Annotated in this window: 15 protein-coding genes; 4 read left to right on the top strand and 11 right to left on the bottom strand. The window is 37.6% G+C overall.

Features of this window, described 5'->3' with window-relative positions:
* Positions 1-180: 180 nt before the first annotated feature.
* Positions 181-1,287 (bottom strand): glycosyltransferase family 4 protein, encoded by a 1,107-nt coding sequence (locus ACPK8D_RS13915; RefSeq protein ID WP_424718458.1) that lies wholly within the window; start codon positions 1,285-1,287, stop codon positions 181-183.
* Between the two features lie 126 nt (positions 1,288-1,413).
* Between ACPK8D_RS13915 and ACPK8D_RS13910 the strand changes: the two genes are divergently transcribed.
* Positions 1,414-2,523 (top strand): glycosyltransferase family 4 protein, encoded by a 1,110-nt coding sequence (locus ACPK8D_RS13910; protein WP_424718457.1) that lies wholly within the window; start codon positions 1,414-1,416, stop codon positions 2,521-2,523.
* Between the two features lie 101 nt (positions 2,524-2,624).
* Complete coding sequence (locus ACPK8D_RS13905; protein WP_424718456.1) at positions 2,625-3,680, top strand: glycosyltransferase family 4 protein; 1,056 nt, start codon at positions 2,625-2,627, stop codon at positions 3,678-3,680.
* A 30-nt stretch (positions 3,681-3,710) separates the two neighbouring features.
* On the opposite strand, the gene ACPK8D_RS13900 is transcribed toward ACPK8D_RS13905, so the two are convergent.
* A complete protein-coding gene (locus tag ACPK8D_RS13900; protein ID WP_424718455.1) occupies positions 3,711-4,739 on the bottom strand; it encodes a glycosyltransferase family 2 protein in 1,029 nt (342 codons plus the stop codon).
* A gap of 23 nt (positions 4,740-4,762) precedes the next feature.
* Positions 4,763-5,767, bottom strand: a complete 1,005-nt coding sequence (locus ACPK8D_RS13895; RefSeq protein WP_424718454.1) for a glycosyltransferase family 2 protein — start codon at positions 5,765-5,767, stop codon at positions 4,763-4,765.
* 286 nt (positions 5,768-6,053) lie between these two features.
* Between ACPK8D_RS13895 and ACPK8D_RS13890 the strand changes: the two genes are divergently transcribed.
* Positions 6,054-6,317 (top strand): hypothetical protein, encoded by a 264-nt coding sequence (locus tag ACPK8D_RS13890; protein ID WP_424718453.1) that lies wholly within the window; start codon positions 6,054-6,056, stop codon positions 6,315-6,317.
* An 11-nt stretch (positions 6,318-6,328) separates the two neighbouring features.
* Positions 6,329-8,686, top strand: coding sequence for a glycosyltransferase family 2 protein (locus ACPK8D_RS13885; protein ID WP_424718452.1), 2,358 nt, complete (start codon positions 6,329-6,331; stop codon positions 8,684-8,686).
* Between the two features lie 150 nt (positions 8,687-8,836).
* Here the strand turns inward: ACPK8D_RS13885 and ACPK8D_RS13880 are convergent, their stop codons facing one another.
* The 8 genes from ACPK8D_RS13880 to arsM all read right to left on the bottom strand — a co-directional run.
* Positions 8,837-9,799 (bottom strand): glycosyltransferase family 2 protein, encoded by a 963-nt coding sequence (locus ACPK8D_RS13880; protein ID WP_424718451.1) that lies wholly within the window; start codon positions 9,797-9,799, stop codon positions 8,837-8,839.
* Positions 9,800-9,801: 2 nt separating this feature from the next.
* Positions 9,802-11,229: a flippase gene (locus ACPK8D_RS13875; RefSeq protein WP_424718450.1), complete on the bottom strand. Its 1,428-nt coding sequence runs from the start codon at positions 11,227-11,229 to the stop codon at positions 9,802-9,804.
* Between the two features lie 5 nt (positions 11,230-11,234).
* Positions 11,235-11,957: a sugar phosphate nucleotidyltransferase gene (locus ACPK8D_RS13870; RefSeq protein WP_424718449.1), complete on the bottom strand. Its 723-nt coding sequence runs from the start codon at positions 11,955-11,957 to the stop codon at positions 11,235-11,237.
* On the bottom strand, positions 11,954-12,763 hold the full coding sequence (gene rfbD, locus ACPK8D_RS13865; protein ID WP_424718448.1) for a dTDP-4-dehydrorhamnose reductase: 810 nt from the start codon (positions 12,761-12,763) through the stop codon (positions 11,954-11,956). Before rfbD ends, ACPK8D_RS13870 begins: the two co-directional genes overlap by 4 nt.
* A complete protein-coding gene (gene rfbB, locus ACPK8D_RS13860; RefSeq protein WP_424718447.1) occupies positions 12,736-13,692 on the bottom strand; it encodes a dTDP-glucose 4,6-dehydratase in 957 nt (318 codons plus the stop codon). Before rfbB ends, rfbD begins: the two co-directional genes overlap by 28 nt.
* Positions 13,693-13,801: 109 nt before the next feature.
* On the bottom strand, positions 13,802-14,353 hold the full coding sequence (gene rfbC / locus ACPK8D_RS13855; RefSeq protein ID WP_424718446.1) for a dTDP-4-dehydrorhamnose 3,5-epimerase: 552 nt from the start codon (positions 14,351-14,353) through the stop codon (positions 13,802-13,804).
* Positions 14,354-14,358: 5 nt separating this feature from the next.
* Entirely contained in the window at positions 14,359-15,735 is a 1,377-nt protein-coding gene (locus ACPK8D_RS13850; RefSeq protein WP_424718445.1) for a mannose-1-phosphate guanylyltransferase/mannose-6-phosphate isomerase, read from the bottom strand.
* Between the two features lie 506 nt (positions 15,736-16,241).
* Positions 16,242-16,900: arsenite methyltransferase (gene arsM / locus ACPK8D_RS13845; RefSeq protein ID WP_424718444.1), on the bottom strand; the 659-nt coding region annotated here is incomplete at its 5' end.

Here is a 16,900-nt window from a genome sequence, read left to right as displayed (position 1 = left end):
TATCTGAAGGAAGTGTTCTCACCCACAGAGATACAAAACCAATTATCGCAACCGCCAGAGTATAAGGCCAGCTGGATTTTATTTTATCTTTGAATGATGATACAGGATGATCCTGAGAATTCATAGTAACCCCTTTAAAAGTAAACATCATGAATTAATGTATAATTACGAAAAAGAAAATTAAATTGATTGTATTAATTCAATGTAACAGTTTATAATTCTATCCCATTTCTGATCCGGAGCTTCGTAATGCTTTCTTTCTCCAAATCGGCTTAGAATAGCTTTCCTGATAGAATCGACATTCCCCGGAGGGACAAAAAAAGTTCCTTCATATTTAGCCATCGATTCTTTCAAGCCGCCTACCTCAGAAACAACAACAGGCTTTCCAAAAGACATGGCGATATGAGCAATTCCGCTCTGGGAAGCCCTCAGGTAGGGCAGAACTACCACATCTGAAGCGCTGAAATATACATTTACTTTGTCATCAGGAACATATTCGTCTACCAGCGTGATACGATCATAAAAGGGAGAGGCCTTAATCTGGTCAAGCAATTCCTTACGGTCTTCCCAGATTTCCCCGACAATCAACAACCGGCTTTTCTCAAGAATTTCGGAAGGGAGCTGCTCAAAAGCCCTGATAAGATAGGGAGTACCCTTATACTTTCGAATCAAGCCGAAAGAAAGTATAACGAAGTCATCCTTTATTGAGAGCTTTCTTCTGGCTTCTTTTATGTCGAGCAGTTCCCCGTACTGGTCATAAAGCCCATGTGGGATCACATGGATTTTTTCAGGGGAAATAGAGTATCTTTTTGCAACAAGCTCTTTATCGGATTCAGAATGAGTAATATATGCATCAAGGTTTTTGCGAAGCAGTTTTCCTGTTATTTTCGAGTATAAGCGGATAGGAAGTATTGATTCTTCAAAAGGGTCCACAACTTCGTGAAACTCTATAATTAGTTTCGGTTTATGCAGCAAACCTGCAAACATCTTCAGCAGAAGCTGCATATGCGCAACCGAAGAAGTCCACCACTGCAAAACTATAATATCCGGCTTTTGCATTTTAAGAAAATGATATGCCTGAATCCAGGTCAGTGGATTGTTATAGTCCATGCCGTCAAAGACAGGGATTCCGGGAGAAAAATTCAGGTCTGAAATGTTCTTCCCCACATGGGACTTCCCGGGAAAAAGAAAAGTTGGAAGCAATTGCCGAAAGCAGACTACTGAGACGTCTTTTTCCGCAGACATGGCATTTGCCAGACGGATAGTATAATAACTGATGCCGCTCAAAAAACGTTTCGAAGGTCCGACTATGCAAATGCTTTTATTAGATGTCATTTGCCTAAACTATCACATTATCTTTATATTAAGCTAATGCATTACTCCGTATAGGTTCCAGTGTAAAGAGGTTGAGCTTTGAAAATAGCCCAGATCTGTCCCCGTTACTCTCCTGATATCGGGGGAGTGGAAACTCATGTCAAAGAAATTAGTGAAAGGCTGGTTAAGGCAGGACATGAGGTTGAGGTTATAACAACGGATCCCACGGGAAAATTGGGTAAGAGAGAGACGATAAATGGGGTAAAGGTTGTCAGGTTCAGATCTTTTGCTCCTGGGAATGCGTATTATTTCGCTCCTCAGATCTACACTTATCTCAAAAAACACGATTACGATGTAATTCATGCACACAGCTACCATGCTTTTCCTGCATTCTTCGCATCCCTGAGCAGGCACGGCGGAAAATTTGTATTTACTCCCCATTATCATCGGCGCGGCCATACCGCATTCAGAAATTTGCTGCACAAGCCTTACAGGCTTTTCGGGAGGATGATCTTCTCGAGGGCAGATTCCGTAATATGTGTATCGGAATATGAAAAGAAACTTGTGGAATCGGATTTTAAGGTTGCCGCGAAAACCGTAAAAATCCCTAACGGAATAAACCTCAAAGAGTTCCAAAATTTGAAGCCGCCGAGAAAAGGTTCAAAAATGAAAACAGGGACAGAAAAACTTCTTCTCTATGTGGGTCGCCTGGAAGAATATAAGGGGGTGCAGTATATTATCCAGAGCTTGCCTGAACTTCAGGATTTCAACTTGAGGATTGTCGGGAAAGGGCCATACGAAGCCGAGCTTCGCAATATGGCAAAGAAGCTTGGGGTAGAGGGAAGGGTTGAATGGTTAAAACAGCTTTCAAGAAAAGAACTGCTTGAATGCTATGCAGATGCGGATATATTTTTGATGCTTTCTTCTCATGAAGCCTATGGGATAACAGTTGCTGAGGCGCTTGCTGCGGGTACTCCGTGTATAGTTGCGAAAGGAAGCGCACTTGAAGAGTTTGTGGACGGAAAGAACTGTATCGGGATTGAGAATCCGGTTTCAAAAGAAAAAATTGCCAGAGCAATGAAAGAAATTAAGAAAAAGGAAAGAAAAGAAAATTCCGGTGGTATAAATTCCGGGATAGATAAAAACATAATGGATTGGAACGAAGTTTCAGCCAGAATTGAGAAACAGTATATTCAGGATAAAGAGTAAACTTTCAGGATAAAGAATAAATTATTCAGGGTAAAATAATAAATTGCTCTTTTAAAGTAAGAGATGCTATAAATTATTCTGGGTTTCTGGGGAACTGGAATATGGAAATTGATTATATAAATGGCCTGAAAACAGACGAAATATTCGGGATGTCAAAATATCAAAGTGAAATTCATAGCAGGTTAGACAATGTCAAATTAAATCGGATAGAATATCCTGATGTATCAAAAGTAACCGGGGTTAATAGAGTTGTCGAATATTTCGCATATCCATTCATTGTGAAAAAGAAAGTAATTGAGAATAATGTTAAGCATGTGACCCGTCAGGATCTGGCCTTTCTCCTGGAATTAATGGATTTAAAAAAAACCATTGTTACCTGCCACGACATTATACCTGTAGCATATTACAATACTCGAAACCCAATCTGGAAACTTAATGCAAAAGGCTTGAGAAAAGCAGAAAAAATAATTACGGTATCCGAATTTTCTAAAAAGGATATCAGTAAGTACATAAAATACCCTGAAGAACAGATAGAAATTATACCTCCTGCAGTAGACCATAATCTGTACTATCCAAATAGAAGTAAGAAGTGCTTATCAAAATATGGTATTGGTGACAGCGAAAAAGTAATTTTATATGTTGGAGCTGAAGAACCGAGAAAGAATGTTCAATTTTTAGTAAATTCATTCAGCAAATTAAAAAATAGGATTCCACAGGTAAAACTGTTAAAGGTAGGAACGCCAAACTATATCGGAGTAAGAGAAAAGCTCCTGAAACAGATCGAGACCCTGAACTTACAGAAAGATGTTATCTTTGTAGGGTATCTTTCAGAAAGAGAGCTAGCAGAACTGTATAACGCTGTAGATTTATTCGTATTTCCGTCTTTATATGAAGGATTCGGGATGCCCCCCCTAGAAGCTATGGCTTGTGGAACCCCAGTAATAACATCAAACACCTCCTCACTGCCGGAAGTTGTGGGAGACGCTGCAATTCAGGCAGATCCTTATAATGTTGAGAAATTTGTAGAAGAAATGTATGAAGTATTAACAAATGAAGAGTTTAAAGAAGAAATGACCAGAAAAGGCCTGAAAAGGTCAAAAATTTTTAGCTGGGATAATTCGGCAAAAAAGACATTAAAGGTTTACAAAGAGTTGTAATTTCGGAAATATTTACAGGGAAATGTGACATCAGATCATAGCTCCATCTTTAATTCCCTTAAAGAAAGAAATAAAAGATGGCTTCATATCGCTTTTTTTTTGCCGATATAAAATCCCACCAATAATAAGCCACATCCGAAATCCAAAAAAATAAATTAAAAACAAAGAATATTGCTTTTTTGAAGAGTGTTTCTTCATAAACCAGAATTTATTTCTTGTATGGTGATAGAGAGTAAAACCGGTTATTTTATTACTTGTAGCTCCACCCTTGTGCCAGATTTTTCCTTTTGGCACATACACTATTCTATATGATGCTTTACGAGCACGTACACACAACTCAGTCTCTTCAAGGTATGCAAAATAATCTTTATTCAAAAAACCGATTTTATAGAATAATTCACTTTTTGCAAGTAATGCACAACCTATTACACAGTCGACATCTTCGGGTTCGTCTGAGTATTTGCTTTCATGCGACGTCAGGTTAATTACTTCACCCTTATTCCAGTAAATTTTTGCACCAGCAGATTGAATTTCTTGAGGGCTTTTGTATTCGTGTACAGTTGGCCCCAATACTCCTATATGCGAATCATTCTCTGCTACATTTACCAATTCATTTAAGAAATAAGGATCAACAACCGTATCGTTGTTAAGTAAAAGAATATAATCCGGATTAAGGTTGTTTAATGCAAATCTAATACCAATATTGTTTCCTTCAGCAAAGCCATAATTATCATCGTTTTTTATAAGAATCAAATTGTTTCTTGAAACCGGGTTATTATTAGCTTCTTTTATGGAAACTGAAGATTCCAGTTCATTTTTCGAATATTCCTTCACATAAATAGGTTTATTTTTAGGTGAATAAGAAAAAAACGTAGATTTAACTTCGACTTTCCCTTCGGCATAGTTTTTTATTTTTTGTATAGAATCATCTTTTGAGCCATTGTCAAGTAAGACAATATCGTAAAGGGGATATGCTATTTGATAAACAGACTCCAAACATTCTATAGTGTCTTCCCAACCGTTCCAGTTAAGAATTATAAAGGCAACTCTAGAAGTCATTTCTATTCCTTAATCTTTGTTTATTACCTGATTCTGGTATTATCACGAAGCAAATCTCCGCTAAAACTGAAAATCCCATTAGAATAACGATGATAGTTCATTTTCAATAGTTCTTTTAGAACAAGCGGAACTCTCTTTCTTCTACTAACAGGTAGATTGGTACGTACACAAAAATGGGAGAATCGAGCCTTAAGATGTGGAATTTTGTTTATTTTCAGAGAAGGGAACTGAGAATTAACTAAATGTTCATAAGCCAATTTGTATCTCGCGCACTCGGGCTGAAAATTATAAAGGCTTGATTTTAAATTTTTAAATTGCTCTATTTTTCTATTCATTTTTTCATGTAAATTGAAAGGTTCATCTCCCGCTCCTACCTGTTGCATACGATGCTGACGGTACTTAATAAGAGGTTCTGAAATTATATTTAAATCTGATGCAAAAGCAATTAGCAGTGCAATCCACCCATCATGAACCCAAATATCAGGAATTGGAAAAAATAATTTCTTAAATTCCGAACGAAATGCCATTGTTGAACCGGTTACAACATTACGTTTAAGCAATACTTCGAGAAATTTGCCATCAGTAAAGTGACTTTGCTCTTTTTTACTAAATCCGATAGATTGCCACAGACTATATCCCAGAGACCTTAAATTTTCATCTACTACCTCCGCATCTGTAAAAATAAGTGCTGTCGAAGGGGAAATCGAGAATAATTTTTCAATTTTATCCAGTTTATCGGGATGCCAGACATCATCCTGATCCGAGAGGAAAATAATATCTCCTGTGCACAACTTAATAGCTTTCTCAAAATTCCTGGTAGAACCCAGATTCTTTTCGTTGAGAATTACATGTACAGGAAAAGAAGCTTTCGATGCGAAGTTTCTTAAAAGTTCTAATGTATTATCCTTTGATTGATCATCACAAATAATCATTTCATCTGGGGCTCGGGTCTGAAGGGCTATACTTTCAAGCTGTTCCTGTAAAAACCGAGCACCGTTGTATGTACAGAGAGCGATAGAGATTTTCAAAAGTCTTGAGTCTCCATTAAGTTGTTATTCATTTTTCTGGTTAAATAAGAATCATAAAAATTAAATCCATTTCACCAAATATCTTAAGAACTTTAATAATTATTGCACTTATATAATGCATCAAGGCAGAGAAAACAAAATTTGATGCTAACTTCGATCATAAAATTTATAGCTTTGAGGCAAGAAAACATATTAACCACTGACAAATGGACTGATACTTTCATATAACTTGAAGATAATAAAAACCTCCATGAATGCTTATCAATTTATTGGTCACTTTTGATCAATGAAAATTTCCAAAAAAAATGGGGGTTTTGGATATTTTTTTACTAGGGCATGTTTAAAGAATAAATTGTATATTGTTAAAGCGTTAAATGCATCGAATAAACAAAAAATTACATTTTTAGGTCATAGGAAAAATTTATTTTTTAAGTTAATACTAAAACAAAAGCAGATTGCCTGCATTATCGTCAAGCAGACTGCAGGACAATTAGCGTTTTCAAGGAGAACAATATCGTTTTTAAAATTTGACTTAGATGCGACTACTTGAGCAGTGATTGAATGGAAAACAAAAAAAGAATTAGAAGTTTGAAGTGTGATAATTTAAGGAAAATAAAAAACAAAAGAATTAAAGAGATTCACTTAGCTATTTCACTGCACACATCAACTAAATTTACAAGTTTGAAGAGCAAATTATTACCTCAAAATACGAGAAGAAGAGAAATATATAACTTTGCGAGATGCAGTGCTGAGACACTTAAACATGAAGGTTTGGAAATATTTGTTCACCAGGTAAGAAATCGAACTTGTGAAAGGTATATTAAATCATCGAAAGTTCCAGTTTTTGAAACAAAAATAACCCAACCAAACAATGCTCTATCTCTTGATAAAACACTGCAGGGAAGTTTCGTTTTTCCGGCAAATCACTTGAACAAGATAAACATCTTTGCAATTGTATTTCAAAGAAAGAATTCTAAAATTAAACTTCAAATAATTGATGAGAAAGAAACGGTAGTCAGAGCAGTAACAGTAAAGGATTCTAAAATCAAAAACAACGGATACACATCGTTTAAATTTAAACCAATAAAAGAAAGCAAAGACAAATTATTTTATTTTAAACTGAGCTCTGTCGAGAAAACCTCAGCTTCAGTATGGTATAATGATACCGAAGAAGCGAGGGAATTAACATTACTTTATAACGATGCAACCTTAAATGGGAATATTGGATTTCAAGCCTTTTCAAATTTAGGAATACAATGTGAATACGATTTATGGATATTGAGAAATAACCTCACTGCCATAAAGAAACAACAATGTATAGACGAAGGGCAAAATTTTGAATATAAACCTAAAATAAGTATTATAATGCCGGTATATAATGTAGACAAACTTTGGCTTGAAAAAGCTATTGATTCTGTGAGAAATCAACTCTACACTAACTGGGAACTATGCATAGCCGATGATGCATCTACAAAAAACCATATTAAACCAACTCTATCAAAATACTCGGGGATTGACTCTCGAATAAAAATAAAGTACTTGGATAAGAATCTTGGCATTTCAGGAGCTTCAAATGAAGCTTTATCGCTAGCTACGGGAGAATTTATAGGATTGCTTGACAACGACGATGAATTAAGTGCTGACTCACTCTATGAAATTATAAAATTATTGAATAAAAAGCCCAAAACTGATTTCGTATATAGCGACGAAGACAAAATTGATCTTGAAGGAAAGCGCTGTAGACCTTTTTTTAAGCCGGGTTGGTCACCAGATTTATTAATTTCAACAAATTATATTTGCCATTTTGCAGTGATTAGAAGAAAAATAGTAGAAGAAGTAGGAAAATTCAGATTAGGTTTTGAGGGAAGCCAGGACCATGATCTGTTTCTAAGAGTTGCAGAAAAAACAAATAAGGTAGAACATATTCCAAAAATACTTTATCATTGGCGAATGATACCAGGCTCAACGGCACTAAGTACTAATTCTAAAGATTACGCACGTATTAATGGAGTCAAAGCGTTACAGGACCATTTAAAACGACAAAAGATAGAAGGAGCGATATTTGATAATCTGTATCGAACAAATTATCTGGTAGATTATACAATTAAAGGAGATCCTCTCGTTTCAATAATAATTCATTTTAACGATAATATCCGATATATAAAAGAATGTATCAGCAGCATTATTCAGAATGAGGGAAAAACCAGATATGAGATATTACTGCTAGTAGCTAACAGAAGCGAAGAATCACCAATCTCAATTCCTGATTCAATAAAAAATAGCCCTAATGTAAGGATCATAACACATGAGTCATCTTTGAATGCATCTGCTATCAGTAACTTTGCTGCAGAAAAAGCCAGTGGAGATTATCTTCTGTTCTTAAGTGGCAAAATTAGAGTAGCTACCAACAACTTGTTAAGTTACTTATTAATGAATGCACAGAGAGAAGAAATTGGCTGCGTTGGTCCCAGAATTCTTAGCCTGGATGACACAATCAAGAGTGCAGGAATTGTATTTGGAACAAACGGCGAGAAATGTGATGTTTTTTCAGGAATACCTGAAAACGCTTGGACTAATTTTGGTCTGGGTACCTGGTCTAGAAACTACCTTGGAATCAGTAGAGAATGCTTAATGATAAATAAAGATAAGTTTTTCCAGACAGGCGGCTTTAATAAAAGTTTGAGAAATAACGAAGACATTGACTTATGTTTGAGGGTTCAAAAAAACGGATACAGAAATCTCTTGACAGGAACAACTTATGTATATAGCTATAAAAGATATTCAAGAAAGGAAGAGAATTCTCGTAAGGAGCTTCAGGAAATTTTGAGATCTTACAGATACTTAGAGAATGGGGATCCTTATTATAATCCAAACTTAAGCCTGGAAGAAAGCTTATGTAAGCTTAATCTTATTTATTAAATTGGCTTTTACACTAAAACCCCTGGTTCTTAAAAAATAAGCTCTGCAAAGACTCACAGTTTAAACTTGAAAATATTATTTCTGAAAATGTAACCGCTATATCCGTTGCTTATTAAGATAGCAGTTTATATGTGTAAATAATTGAGAGCATCATTTAAGCCACATTTTAAAATTTTCTTTTGACATTAACTTTTTAGCCTGAATATCTGTCCTTTTAGAAATCATCAAAGGTAAATTTCCGATAGCATCCAAATTTCCTTTAACTAAAGATTTAATCATTTTGAAGTTTCTAGTTCTGGCTAAATATAATAATGTGAAAAATCCAGAATGAGCCTTTGAAATTAAAAATAACATAATAACTTTAGGTGGCAGGTTCTTAATAACATAATAGTAGGAATTTCGCTCAAGAAGGTATTTCTTGAACGGAGAATCGTTTCCGAGGGTTGCGGAATGTATGTGATATATCACGGCACGAGGAACACAGACACTCTTCCATCCAAATAGTCTTGCCCGTGTAGCGAGGTCAACGTCTTCATAGTAGGCAAAAAAGTCTTTATCGAAAAGACCTGTATGATTTAACATTTTTGTTCTATAGAGAGCAGCACCGGCACATACCCCAAATACTTCGGTAATTTTACTGTACTGGCCGAGATCTTTTTCATTACGGCCTTCCTGGTATGCTGCTCCGCATCTGTTAACCGAAATTCCAATAGCATCAATAGTATCAGGATTATTTAATAATAATATCTTTGGCTGGCAGGAACCTACACTTTCGTCGGACTCTAAAGCGTTTACCAAGTATTCCAGCCAATCAGGTTCCACTATTGTATCATTATTCAGCAAAGCAATGTACTTAATTTCACCTCTTTTTAAGACTTCTCTTATAGCTACATTATTCCCTTCAGCGAACCCTAAATTCGACCCATTTTCAATAAGTTTGATCTCTGGATAGTGATCTTTAAAATATTTTACGGATCCGTCTGTAGATCCATTATCGACTACTATAATCTCATAATTGGAGTAGGTCGTTAGTTTGAGGGCTTCAAGGCAATTTACAGTGTTTTCCTTACCGTTCCAGTTAAGAATAATAATGCTAACATTAGGACAGTCCATGTTTACCTTCCGAATACCTGATAAAATAAATCGATATCCTCTTTTTCAAAACCTTTCAGAATGTACAGGACGATGAAATACACAATTGCTGCAAGTAAAATTAGCAATATCAATATATAATTCTGGAAAATCAGTATAAATACTGCCATGAAGGCCCCTGCTATCAAAGATTTAAGAATAAAATCAGAGAATAATGTGGATGAATTCTGTATCTTATGAATACTATAGATCATCAGCAATCCCACAACCAGCTCAGAGGAAACAGTTGCAACAGCTGCTCCGTTATAACTGAACCGAGGAATCAGGATAAGATTTAAAATTATATTAAGAATTGCCCCTATAAAAGTAAATACCATAAGAGTTGTTTGTCTGTTTGTTGAAGTAAAATAAGTTGAAGGCGGATAATTGACAAAGCTCAGTACACTTGCCCAGATCAAAATCTGCAAAGCAGAAACTGAAGGAAGAAATTGTGCACCATATAGGAACACAATAATTCTTTCTGCCAGGATTGTAGTTCCTATGCCGATTGGGATTGCAATTATTGCGAGAAGTTTAAATGATTTTGATAAAGCAAATTGCAGAGAATCTCTGGAACTGACATAGAATCTGGAGAATACAGGATACATACTGCTCATAAGGACCACAGGTATAATGCTGAGAGCATCTATCAACCTGTAAGATGCTGCGTACCATCCAACCATAGCATCTCCTTTTATCATCGAAAGCATTACCATATCCGTTTTAAAATAAATAATAACAAAAACACTATTTAACCAGAATGGAATTGACTCTGAAATTGTCTGCTTCCAGAAAGTCCAATCTATTTTTAAGTCCGGAACTGCAAATTTCCTCATACAAACAAAAAAGCTAGATACGAAGATGATTGCGTTTACAATTAGGTAAATGGACGCAAAAGAGATTAAATCAAACTTCTGTTCTACTGCAAAAAGAACGCCAACGGTCATGAGTATACTGTTTAGGATTGTACCGAGAGATTGAAATTCAAATCTCTCAAATGCTTGAAAGGCAGAGTTAAAAACTTGTGTGAAGTTTAATGCAATATTGGAGAGTGTAATAATGTAAACTACATTTGCTTTCTGTTCAGAATAGCCTAGAAGACTTACTACAATGACAGTAATTCCAAAGGTAATTATTGCTAATAAGGTTTTCATTAAAAGAAAATTCCCAAGATACTTAGGTGCCGTGGATTGATTACGTGAAACTTCCCTTGTCATTAATGAACTAAGTCCAAGATCTCCAATAAGCCCAATAATCACAGTAATAGAGAGTGCAAGACTCAATATTCCTAAATTTACTTCCCCAAGATAACGGGCCATATAAAAAAAGTAGAAAGCGCCAAGAACTAGACTTATTATTTGACCGGAAAATAAAAATAAACTGTTCCTAGCGATGTTTCGAACGGTAGTCAATGGATTTACTCCATGTTTTTGTTTTTACTATGCTCCTGGATCAGTATCCCAGCTCTCAACAAACTCTCAAACGTACCTGCATCACTCCAGAAACCATCCAGAATACGGTATTCCATAGTGCCATTATTAACAAAATAGTTATTGACATCAGTTATCTCAAGTTCCCCTCGCGCAGAAGGCGTGAGGGTTTTAACGATTTTGAATACATTATTGCTGTATATATAAAGACCGGTAACTGCAAAATTGCTTTTCGGCTCACGAGGTTTTTCCTGGATTCCTATTACCCTGTCACCCCTGAGTTCAGCTACCCCAAACCTGTGGGCATCCGGGACTTCCTTTAAGAAAATCTTGGCACCGCCTGTAAAGTTTGAGACATCCTCTTTAATATTATCCTGGAAAATATTATCTCCAAGAACTACAACCACATCTTCTTCATCAGCAAAACTCTTTGCAAGGCCTAAAGCCTGTGCGATCCCTCCGGCTTCTTCCTGAATTTCATACGTAAACCTGACCCCGAGATCTGCACCCGATCCCAGCAACTCAAGAAAATGCCCGGCATGGCCTCGGCCGGATACGATCATTATCTCTTTGATACCTGCGTTAATGAGAGTCTGGATAGGATAAAAGATCATTGGCTTATCATAGACAGGTAAAAGGTGCTTGTTTGTAACTTTAGTAAGGGGGTAGAGCCTGCTGCCGGTACCGCCTGCGAGTATTACGCCTTTCATGCATTTCTCTCCTTCAGATAATCTTTAAGCGCTTCTTTCCAGTGTCTCATAGGCTCGGTTTTAGTGTTTACAAGAACCGAATACTTTGGACGCCTGGCTTTCCTTGGAAATTCCTCACTTGTACAGGGAACAATATTATTTATAACGGCAGATGCGAAATCGTACCAGGAACACACACCCTCATTTGTCACATGGTATATACCGGCTTCAAGTTCAGCAATCTCCGTGATCTTATTCGAGAGATCCACGGTATAGGTGGGTTTTCCAAACTGATCATTAACAACTCTGACAGGGTCCATCTCACCGGATAATCTCAGCATTGTTTCTACAAAGTTTTTTCCATGCGTACCAAAAAGCCAGGAAATCCGGATAATCCTGTAGTCGTCCAGGTTTTCTGCAATTTTCTGTTCACCAAGAAGTTTTGAGCTACCGTATATATTAATTGGATCAGGAGTGTCAGACTCAATATATTCTTTTTTTGACCCGTTAAATACGTAGTCTGTGCTAAAGTGTACCAGTGTCGCATCTATTTCATTGCACGCTTCGGCAATGTATCCGGGTCCATACCCGTTAACCTGGAGTGCCAGTTCCTGCCTGTCCTCACAGCCGTCAACATCGGTATAGGCAGCTGCATTTATCACCAGATCCGGGTTTATTTTTCGTATGGATTCGAGTACCTGATCCCGGTCTGTTATATCAATGTCTTTATGAGTCAGTTTGACTGCATCAGGAAATACCTTGCAGAGATCTGAGCCAAGCATCCCGCCGGCACCAAGAATTAGCGTTTTAATGGTTCCCACCACCATCGGTTTATGACGTACCATCGGACTGTTTGCTCAAGGGCAGTGTCAAAGTCATACTCAGGCTTCCAGCCCATTTTCTCCAGTTTGCTGCCGTCGAGCGAATAACGAAAATCATGGCCCTTGCGGTCTTCAACATATTCAATTGAAGATTCGTCTTTGCCAAGCATTTTAAGAATGCGATAAGTGATTTCGAGGTTTGTAAGCTCATTTCCACCATCTATGTTGTAGACTTCTCCGCTGCTCCCATTGTGAAGAACGAAATCTACTGCAGAACAGTGGTCTTCAACATAGATCCAGTCCCGGATATTGAGACCGGTCCCATAGACAGGTACCTTTTTTCCTTCCATTAATCTGCTGATGAAAAAAGGAATTAATTTTTCAGGGTACTGATAAGGCCCGAAGTTGTTTGTGCATCGGGTTATGCAAACGGGCAGGCCGTAGGTTGTATAGTAGGACATTGCAAGAAGATCGGAACCCGCTTTGCTTGAAGAATAAGGGCTTGAAGGATTCAGATTGTCATTTTCAGTAAAAGAACCTTCCTTAATACTGCCATATACTTCATCAGTTGAGATATGGATGAATTTTTTGATACTATGTGCAAGCGCACTTTGCAAAAGGGTATTTGTCCCGAGCACATTTGTCCTGACAAAAACCGAGCCATCCTCAATTGAGCGGTCAACATGGCTTTCGGCTGCAAAGTGCACGACACAATCAATTTCTTTCATTACTTCAGTGACAATTCGCGAATCACAGATATCCCCCTGCACAAAAGAGTAGTTCGGATTATCTTCAATATCCTTGAGATTGGCAGGATTCCCGGCATAAGTTAGTTTATCAAGGTTTACAATTTGATAGTTGGGATACTTATCCAGCATGCAATGGATAAAGTTGCTGCCTATGAATCCGCAGCCCCCTGTAACCAGAAGTCTCATTTAGGTCACCCCTTGGTACGTTAATAGATAATATGGTAGTGTGAATTAATGATGTCACAAATTATGATACAATAAATTACAATTGATAGATAAAAATCTTATATAAGTTTTAAAAATTCATTTTAGCTTCTTGTAATTTCGGGAGTAGCAAATCCTTCGGAGAAATCTTTATATTCTCAGCTTTTATTTTCCAGTCAATATTCAGCGAGGAATCATTATAGATAATTCCTGCTTCAGCCTCAGGATGGTAATATTCATCGCATTTGTATTGGAAGATAGCGGTTTCGCTCATTACAGAGAATCCATGAGCAAAGCCTTTAGGAATTAAAAATTGCCTTTTGTTTTCAGCCGAAAGTTCAACCCCGACCCAGTTAAGAAAAGTAGGGGAATCCTTCCTTAGATCTACTGCAACGTCATATACTTTCCCCTTCAAAACTCTTACAAGTTTCGCCTGACTGAAAGGAGCCAGTTGATAGTGTAAACCACGAATTACTCCATAAGATGATTTTGACTCATTATCCTGAACAAAAGTGTATTCTTTTCCTAAGAGGCTATCCAATGTTGTTTTATTATAGCTTTCAAGAAAATAGCCACGGTCATCTATAAAAACTTTAGGTTCAAGTATAAAGAGATCGCTTATTTTTGTGTATATTACCTTCACACTTATCAGTTCCTCCCATAGACATCGTCAAACCTGACAATATCCGCTTCATCCACAAGTTCTCCCAGCTGCACTTCAATAATCTCAAGCGGAACTTTCCCGGGATTTGACAATCTGTGTTTCTCTCCTGCGCTGATAAAGGTACTCTCCCCCGGTCTCAGGAAAAACTGCTGTCCACTCACTTCCACACAGGCCATACCTTTAACAACCACCCAGTGCTCACTCCTATGGTAATGCAGCTGAAGGCTTAATTTATGGTCAGGAAGTACTGTAATATTTTTAATCTTATGCTCTGCAGAGACTTCAAGCAAAGTATACGAACCCCAGGGCCTGTAAACGGTCTGCCCTATGTATGCCCTTTCATCCTTCCTGTCTTTAAGTGTTGAGACAATATCCTTTACCTTCTGGCTGCTGGACTTAGGGCAGATTAGTAGAGCATCGCTGGTATCGACAATAACCATATCCTTAATATCGATGAGTGAAACAAGTTTGCCGCACCTTGAATATACGAGATTTCCATCGGAGTTGAGCAGCAGAGGATCGCATTCATGGATTACGTTTCCTACAGGATCCTTTTCAAGCTCGTCATAAATTGCCGCAAAATTCCCGAGATCACTCCATTTTTCCTCCAGTTTTACAACTGCGACTCTATCGGATTTTTCCATTATGCCATAGTCAATGGAAATTTTGTCCACGCATGCGTAAATCTCATTAATGTCCTCTTTGTTTTCAAAGCAGGCGAAAACAGACGGTGCGTATTTTTTAACTTCGTCAAAGAAAAGCCCTGTCTCGAAAAGGAACATCCCGCTGTTCCAGAGGCAGCCTTCCTGAATATACTTCTCTGCGGTTTCCAGATCCGGCTTTTCTCTGAATTCCGAAACCCGGTAACCCGGCCCACAGGCTTCTGAGGTTTTAATATAACCGTATCCCGTATGAGGAAAAACAGGAACAACCCCAAAAGTGACCAGATAATCCGAAGTCAGATCTTCAGCCAGAGAAATTGTCTGCATTGCAGTTCTGTCAAGGACATGATCCGAAGAAAAGATTCCTACCACTGACCGCCCAAATTTTTTTTCAATTTCTTTCATTCCAAAAAAGATCGCAGGGAGGGTATTCTTGCCTTCTGGCTCGATTAAGACATTTTCTGAAGGGATTGAGTACCCTATTTCTTTAATCTGTCCGATTACGAAAAATTTCTGAGCTTCATTCGTTACAACGAAAATTTCGGAAATATCAGAAATTTCAAGGCACCGGAGGACGGTTTCCTGGAAAAGAGACGTGCTTCCAAACTTTAAAAATTGCTTGGGATACATTTCCCGGCTGAGAGGCCAGAGTCGCGTTCCTGAGCCGCCTGCAAGAATTATTGATTTTATACCTGTCATCTCCTTTAGATATTGGTTAAAACGGATGCAATCTTAGTAATCGAATTGAAGGTATATAGATTGATTTAGAAATAAAAAGGATATCGATACGCTGAAAAACACGCGATTAGAGCAATATATAATGAGAGTCATTAAATAAGCTTTGCCCGGGAAAGAGTCAACCTGTTCACACCCTGAACGACAGGCAGAGCATTCCCTCTAAAAAAGAATAACTGATTGCTAATATAATTTTTCACAGGATACGCCTGTTAAAACAAGACCTTTGTAGATTGTTGCTGACAAAAAAGCTTTATTGCACAGCATCAGAGCATGCACCTTTCACGATAAATAAAGAGAAATAGAGAAGTTAAATAAAATAAAAAAGTTAAATAAAATAAAGAAGTTAAATAAAAAAAAAGTTGAGTGAAGAGAAAGAGGTTACAATAAAAATATTTTTTTATAGCATGTTTTCAATTATATCCGTTTTTCAATTATATTGATACTTTCAATTACATCCGTGTCTTCAATTATATCCATGCTTTCAGTTTCAAACTTTCCACAGGCAGCCCGCCGTACTGCCTTTCGCCAATCTCCGAATCTTCGTTCAGGATCTCAATTGAAAACCCGGCTTCTTTCAAAAGCCTGAGATATTCCTCTTTTAACAGCGCACCTGCAACGCAGCCTGCCAGCAGGTCTTTGTCATTTTTCAGGTCTTCAGGAAGCTCGGCCAGAAGCACCATATCCGAAAGATACATCCTGCCCCCTGGCTTCAAAACCCTGAAGGCTTCCCTGAAAACCTTTTCTTTATGCGGCGCAAGATTAACCACGCAGTTGCTGATAATGATGTTCACAGACTTATCCTCAACCGGAAGGACCTCAATATCTCCAGAACGGAACTCAACATTTGAATAGCCGTACTTAAGGGCGTTTGCCTTTGCTTTTTCAAGCATTTCCGGAGTCATATCAACTCCTATGACCTTTCCTGAACTTCCGACTTTCTCTGCTGCAAGGAAACAATCAAACCCTGCACCTGACCCGAGATCGAGAACAACATCACCGGGTTTTATTTCTGCAAAAGCTGTCGGGTTGCCGCACCCAAGACCCAGATTCGCATCCGGAGCAGCTTTAAGATCATTTTCAGAATAGCCAATAGATTTTGACAGATCTGTCGCACTTGAATCTCCGC

The sequence above is a fragment of the Methanosarcina sp. genome, from assembly GCF_049706645.1.
GTDB lineage: Archaea > Halobacteriota > Methanosarcinia > Methanosarcinales > Methanosarcinaceae > Methanosarcina.
The sequence above is the reverse complement of the archived record's forward strand: the minus strand, read 5'-3'. Positions and strand labels throughout refer to the sequence as shown.

What these genes read in the sequence shown, in the direction of transcription:
- ACPK8D_RS13905 (WP_424718456.1), top strand. Translation starts at nt 2,625, where the DNA reads ATGGAAATTGATTATATAAATGGCCTGAAAACAGACGAAATATTCGGG.
- ACPK8D_RS13900 (WP_424718455.1), bottom strand. Translation starts at nt 4,739, where the DNA reads ATGACTTCTAGAGTTGCCTTTATAATTCTTAACTGGAACGGTTGGGAA.
- ACPK8D_RS13890 (WP_424718453.1), top strand. Translation starts at nt 6,054, where the DNA reads ATGAAAATTTCCAAAAAAAATGGGGGTTTTGGATATTTTTTTACTAGG.
- ACPK8D_RS13885 (WP_424718452.1), top strand. Translation starts at nt 6,329, where the DNA reads ATGGAAAACAAAAAAAGAATTAGAAGTTTGAAGTGTGATAATTTAAGG.
- ACPK8D_RS13880 (WP_424718451.1), bottom strand. Translation starts at nt 9,799, where the DNA reads ATGGACTGTCCTAATGTTAGCATTATTATTCTTAACTGGAACGGTAAG.
- ACPK8D_RS13870 (WP_424718449.1), bottom strand. Translation starts at nt 11,957, where the DNA reads ATGAAAGGCGTAATACTCGCAGGCGGTACCGGCAGCAGGCTCTACCCC.
- rfbD (WP_424718448.1), bottom strand. Translation starts at nt 12,763, where the DNA reads ATGGTGGTGGGAACCATTAAAACGCTAATTCTTGGTGCCGGCGGGATG.
- rfbB (WP_424718447.1), bottom strand. Translation starts at nt 13,692, where the DNA reads ATGAGACTTCTGGTTACAGGGGGCTGCGGATTCATAGGCAGCAACTTT.
- ACPK8D_RS13850 (WP_424718445.1), bottom strand. Translation starts at nt 15,735, where the DNA reads ATGACAGGTATAAAATCAATAATTCTTGCAGGCGGCTCAGGAACGCGA.